The following is a 5,295-nucleotide window of genomic DNA, read 5'->3' as shown; positions in this document are numbered from 1 at the left end:
AACCCGGGCAACTAAGGCCAAGGCTTCATTGGTATCATTAGCGTAGTCTTTAACTGCGGAAACCGCGGTGTTACCAAGGGTCAAGGTACCAGTTTTATCAAAAACGAAGGTGTCGACTTTGGCGAAATCATCCATGACGGCTCCACCTTTCAACAAGATGCCGCGTTTAGCGCCGTTACCAATGCCAGCCACGTTAGAAACGGGGGCACCGATAACTAAAGCTCCTGGGCAGCCAAGAACTAAGACAGTAATGGCAGTTGGAAAATCACGGGTGAAGATGTAAACCAAAGTGGCAATCACTAACACTGCTGGGGTGTAGTACTGGGCAAACTTATCAATGAAGGATTCAGCAGGGGACTTAGCATCCTGAGCGTCTTCGACTAATTCAATGATCTTACCGAAAGTGGTATCTTCACCAACTTTAGTGGCTTCAACCGTTAAGGTCCCGTTGCCTAAGATGGAACCGGAGAATACGGAGTCACCTTGGGTTTTGGCAACCGCTTTTGATTCACCAGTGATGACGGATTCATCTAGGTAGCCAGAGCCGGAAACAATGTTGCCATCGACTGGCACGGAAGCGCCGGTCTTGACCATGATGTGGTCGCCTTCGTCAACGTCATCGATGTCGACTTCTTCTTGAGTGCCGTCTTCATGGAGAATAATAGCGGTTTCTGGGGCCATCTGCGTTAATGACTTGATTGACTGACGGGTCTTGGATAAGGTCCGCTGTTCCAGGTAACTCCCGAATAGGAAGAGGAAAGTTACGATCGCTGATTCGTTATATTCGCCAATGATGAAGGCGCCGACCACCGCGATGCTGACCAGCAGTTCAATACTGATGACTTTCACGCGCAGGGACTGGTAAGCATGAATCATAATTGGTACAACCGCGATGATGGACGCAATGATGAACGCCCAGTCATAAACGAGGGTCGAATTGAGCAGGTACTTACCTGCGTACCCAACCGCGATGAGGATTGCACTGATCAGGGTAATTTGATTTTGGTGATTTTGTATATACCGTTGAAATTTCATATTGATCGCTCCTTTGATCATTTGATTATCTATAGTGTAGGTCGGAATGGTCTAGTTGAAATTGACGCAGGTCAAGTCCAGCAAAGTTTTTAAATAAAAGTGAGTTTTAACACTCGCCAAAATAAAAAGGCAGCGTTGCAGGAGATTTAATTTTAATCATCTGCAACGCTGTCCTTTCGCTTGATGGCTGCTGACTTGCCATCAAAATTTTGATTCAAGGGGAAAAACATCAGGCTAAATTGGTTATTCACAGTTAACCACTTAATTTAAGCACTATTGGTTAGGCCTTTTCGTTAACGTTTACTATTTAGCCGCTGCTAGTTCCTTAACCCGAATCTTCTTCACTTCGTAACCTAAGCGTTCAACAACCTGTCCCAGTTCTTCAGCAGTAACCTGATCTTCGTCAAAATCGACTTTGGCCTTGCTGGCGTTGAACAGAACTTGAACTTTCTCAACACCCGTTTGATGTGCCAGGACGCTTTCAATCTTGGTCATGCATGACGGGCAAGTCAAGCCATCTAATTGTAATACCGCACGTTTTGTTGTCATAATAATAATCTCCTTTTCAGTTATTCTTGTTTGCTTTGATTATCTATAGTTTAGCTGTCTTACCTGAATTTGAAATTGACGTAAATCAAGTCAGAGAAGTTTTTTAGACTTAATGGGCAAAAAGAAACACCCCCGAATTAGCAATTCAAAATACCTTTATCAAATTGGTGAATGAAGCGGACTTTAATCAGGTAACGGTCGGGAAAATTGCCCAATCAGCAATGATCAACCGACAGACCTTTTACTACCATTACCAAGATAAGTATGATCTGACTGAGAAAATGATTGCCGAATTTGCTGCAGACTACGACCAAGTTTTTTATCAAAAAATGATTCAGGGTCAGTCAAAGAAAACTGATTTAACCAGTCGAATTGCCGTCTTATTTCCCCAAGTGAATTCCTTTTGGGCTGATAATCGGGAAAGAATTGCTGCGCTGTTTTCAATTCAATTTAATCACCATAGTTTACAAAACGAACTCAAAAAACGCTTTGAAACTTATTTACTAGGGTCACTCCAGCGTGAGCCCTTGCCACTTGAGAAACGGATCTATCCGGCAATCATAATAACGGTCATCGAATATATCGTTGATACAGGTAAAATACCGACTCAAGCTGAATTGACTGAGACCTTTGCTAAACTAGCCAATGTCTTTGAATAAGGTTTTGTCTTGTCTTAAAGCCTACTCAGATAAAAAATCATCAAGAGATCAAATTTATCTCTTGGTGATTTTTGTGAATGTGGCCAAATATGGTTCCGCTAACCAATAATTTTTTAGCAATATTTAAAATTATTTTCATTTTCCGCTTGCTATGGAGTCCAGTGCAGGGTTTAGTATGAATCATGAATTAAGAAAGAGGGGGTCCACAGAATGAACAGAAAAGAAGTCTCAGAAATCATTGGCTTCTCGGCTGATACACTGCGCTATTACGAACGAGTCGGTGTTATTCCGCCCATTAAACGGGACAAGAACGGCTATCGGGATTACCGACCAAACGACTTAAACTGGATATTTTTGACCAAGTGTTTAAAAGATGCCGGACTATCTATTGAAGCGCTAATTGAGTTCTCAAAGCTTAACCAAAAAGGCGAAAACGAACCAGCTCAAAAAGCTATTTTACAAGATCAACTGGAAGTTTTGGACCAGAAAATGGCTGAAACGAAACGGACCCGGGACTTACTACAACATAAAATCGATACTTTTGAAGATCACACCGCTAAATTTAAATCCGGTGAGATGGACGCTGACCACGTGGAAGAACTCTGGAAAATGTCAGAATTTAAGACACCTGATCAAAAATCATCGCATTAATACAATTTAACAATACAATTTAACTCAATTATGAAAGAAGAGGCACTAATGACTACTAAAACAACCAAATACGAAAAGACACTGACACCCTTTGAATTTAAAAATGGCCTTACTCTGGACAACCGCATGGTCATGGCACCCATGACCACCTGGTCCGGTAATGAAGATGGTACTGTTACCGATCAGGAAATGGCTTACTATCGGCGCCGCGTTAATGGCCTGGGAATGGTCATCACTGGTTCTACGCCAGTTTCGGCCAATGCGATTGGTTTCGTTGACGAATTTGCCGGTTACGACGATAAGTTTATTCCCAGCTTAACTCGTTTAGCTGATGCTGCTAAGAGTGGTGGCGCTAAGGCAATTTTGCAACTGCTTCATGGTGGTAACAAAACGAACCCTGATTTAGTTGATCCGAAAGACATCGTTAGTTCTAGTGCTGTTAAGACCAAAGAATCAACCTATGTCCCACCGGTCCTTCCACGTCCTGCAACTGAAGAAGAACTTCAACAAATCATTCAAGACTATGGTCAAGCTACTAGAAGAGCTATTGTGGCCGGCTTCGATGGCGTTGAATTACACGGGGCATTTGGCTTTTTGTTCCAACAATTTCTGTCACCACACTACAACAAGCGTACCGACCAATACGGTGGTTCACTTGAAAACCGCATGCGTTTCCCACTAGCAGTGATTGATGAAATTCAATCCGTCATCGCTCAATATGCTAAACGGCCGTTTATTTTAGGTTACCGGATTACACTTGAAGAACACTTTGAAGATGGTTTACGCTTGTCTGATTCCTTACCCTTCATCGACGAACTGATCAAGAAGGGCGTTGACTACTTACACGTCACCTTGACTAATGTGTTAACCTCGCACCCGCACAGCGGTTCAATGAGCGACCAAACCTATCTCGAGATCTTGGTCAAGCATATTAACCATCGCATTCCATTGATCTCTGCCGGAAATATCAACACGCCTGAAGAGGGGGAAGAAGCGTTAGATAAAGGATTGGATCTCGTTGCCATGGCCCATGCGCTGATCATCAACCCAGATTGGGCTGAGAAAGTTAAATCTGGGGACACCGATGATATTAAGAAGCAATTACACGCATCCGACATTCCTGATTTAAAGCTGCCTGACAAGTTATGGCAGTTCCTGCAAGATTCCGGTGAATGGTTTGATATCGTGAAGTAATTGCTCGGCTTTGTTGCAATAAAGCTTCAATTAGCCGAACTATCCAACAGAAGTAAAGGAGATTTGAAAATGAAACTACTGATCTTAGCGGCAAACGGCCGCATTGCGAGAATTGTTGAAAAACAGATTTTAAATGAAGACCAATTTAAAGATGTTGAACTGACATTGGGTCTTCGTCACCACAAGCGTTTAGCGAAATTAGCTGACAATGACCGCGTCAACGTCATCGAAACGGACTTGGCTGATGCAGATTCTGTGAAGAAAGCAATTGAAGGCCAAGACATGGTCTACGTGGCGATTCTTGATCAGAACTCTGACAACACCATGACTAAAAATGTCATTGACGGCATGAAAGCGAACCATGTTGACCGGATTGTCTTTACCAACCTTTTGGGAATCTTCAACGAAGTTCCAGGTGAATTTGGCAAATGGAATCAAAACCAGATTTCCGATGGCATTCAAACTTCGGCTGGTTCAAACACACTGTTGGAAGACTCGGGTTTGACATACACCACATTACGGCTGCCGTGGTTAAACGATCGCGATGAAGTGAAGTACAGCGTGACCAAAAAGAACGAACCATACGTTGGCGTCTCCGCTTCACGCCAGAGCGTTGCAGATGTTGTACTCAGAATTGTCGCTGACCCAAGTTTTGCTGCTAACGACAGTATCGGTATGGCTGATCCTGATACACAGGGTGAAACCCGACCGGTGTATTAATTTTCAGCAATCTAATACGTTAGAAAGTGGGTCATCAGAAATATAAAAGCTTCAACGGAGCGATGAAAGTTTCTTTGGCGTGCATTCTATTGAGTATTTTGGTTCGAGGCGAAAACTTAAGAAAGTTGTCCTTAGCTTTTTTCTGTCTTAAAAAAATCATTTTTTGAATTGTCAGATCAAGTGCAGACCTGTAACTACCGGTTAGAAACTGGATTAAGCGCTACAGCTTTCACAAAATGTATTTTAAAGATTTAACGCAACCAAATTTATACACGCTAGAGCAGAACTAAGAGTCGACTACTCTTTAGAGATACAAAACTGGCACACCTGTACTGAAAAGACAGGTGTGACAGTTTTTTTGGGCACTTCGTCAAGTAGAGTTGATTTAGATTTATAGGAGTACTTAGACCTCAATTGGTCTAGGTGCTTTTTTAGTTGGCAGTTTTTTGGACAATGGTTTGAACCAGACGCGTTCCAAAAAAATACG

The 5,295-nt window shown here is 42.6% G+C and carries 6 protein-coding genes; 4 read left to right on the top strand and 2 right to left on the bottom strand.

The window, feature by feature from the left end:
- Positions 1–1,035 (bottom strand): HAD-IC family P-type ATPase (locus tag FFM73_RS11985; RefSeq protein WP_171001295.1); only part of this gene is annotated, 1,035 nt, incomplete at its 3' end.
- 303 nt (positions 1,036–1,338) lie between these two features.
- Positions 1,339–1,584 carry a cation transporter gene (locus FFM73_RS11980; RefSeq protein ID WP_137631893.1) on the bottom strand — a complete coding sequence of 82 codons (246 nt, stop codon included), beginning with the start codon at positions 1,582–1,584 and terminating at the stop codon, positions 1,339–1,341.
- Positions 1,585–1,751: 167 nt separating this feature from the next.
- Here FFM73_RS11980 and FFM73_RS11975 point away from each other — a divergent pair, with 167 nt between their 5' ends.
- The 4 genes from FFM73_RS11975 to FFM73_RS11960 all read left to right on the top strand — a co-directional run bounded on the left by FFM73_RS11975 (position 1,752) and on the right by FFM73_RS11960 (position 4,808).
- Positions 1,752–2,243: a TetR/AcrR family transcriptional regulator gene (locus FFM73_RS11975; protein ID WP_268920532.1), complete on the top strand. Its 492-nt coding sequence runs from the start codon at positions 1,752–1,754 to the stop codon at positions 2,241–2,243.
- A gap of 210 nt (positions 2,244–2,453) precedes the next feature.
- Positions 2,454–2,894 (top strand): MerR family transcriptional regulator, encoded by a 441-nt coding sequence (locus FFM73_RS11970; protein ID WP_137631891.1) that lies wholly within the window; start codon positions 2,454–2,456, stop codon positions 2,892–2,894.
- A gap of 48 nt (positions 2,895–2,942) precedes the next feature.
- Entirely contained in the window at positions 2,943–4,088 is a 1,146-nt protein-coding gene (locus FFM73_RS11965; RefSeq protein WP_137631890.1) for an NADH-dependent flavin oxidoreductase, read from the top strand.
- 63 nt (positions 4,089–4,151) lie between these two features.
- Complete coding sequence (locus tag FFM73_RS11960) at positions 4,152–4,808, top strand: NAD(P)H-binding protein (RefSeq protein WP_171001293.1); 657 nt, start codon at positions 4,152–4,154, stop codon at positions 4,806–4,808.
- Positions 4,809–5,295 lie beyond the last annotated feature (487 nt).

Source organism: Secundilactobacillus hailunensis, assembly GCF_005405185.1.
Lineage (GTDB): Bacteria > Bacillota > Bacilli > Lactobacillales > Lactobacillaceae > Secundilactobacillus > Secundilactobacillus hailunensis.
The sequence above is the reverse complement of the archived record's forward strand: the minus strand, read 5'-3'. Positions and strand labels throughout refer to the sequence as shown.

Bases quoted from the DNA above. Each gene is read 5' to 3' on its own strand.
- FFM73_RS11980 (WP_137631893.1), bottom strand. From the start codon at position 1,584: ATGACAACAAAACGTGCGGTATTACAATTAGATGGCTTGACTTGCCCG.
- FFM73_RS11970 (WP_137631891.1), top strand. From the start codon at position 2,454: ATGAACAGAAAAGAAGTCTCAGAAATCATTGGCTTCTCGGCTGATACA.
- FFM73_RS11965 (WP_137631890.1), top strand. From the start codon at position 2,943: ATGACTACTAAAACAACCAAATACGAAAAGACACTGACACCCTTTGAA.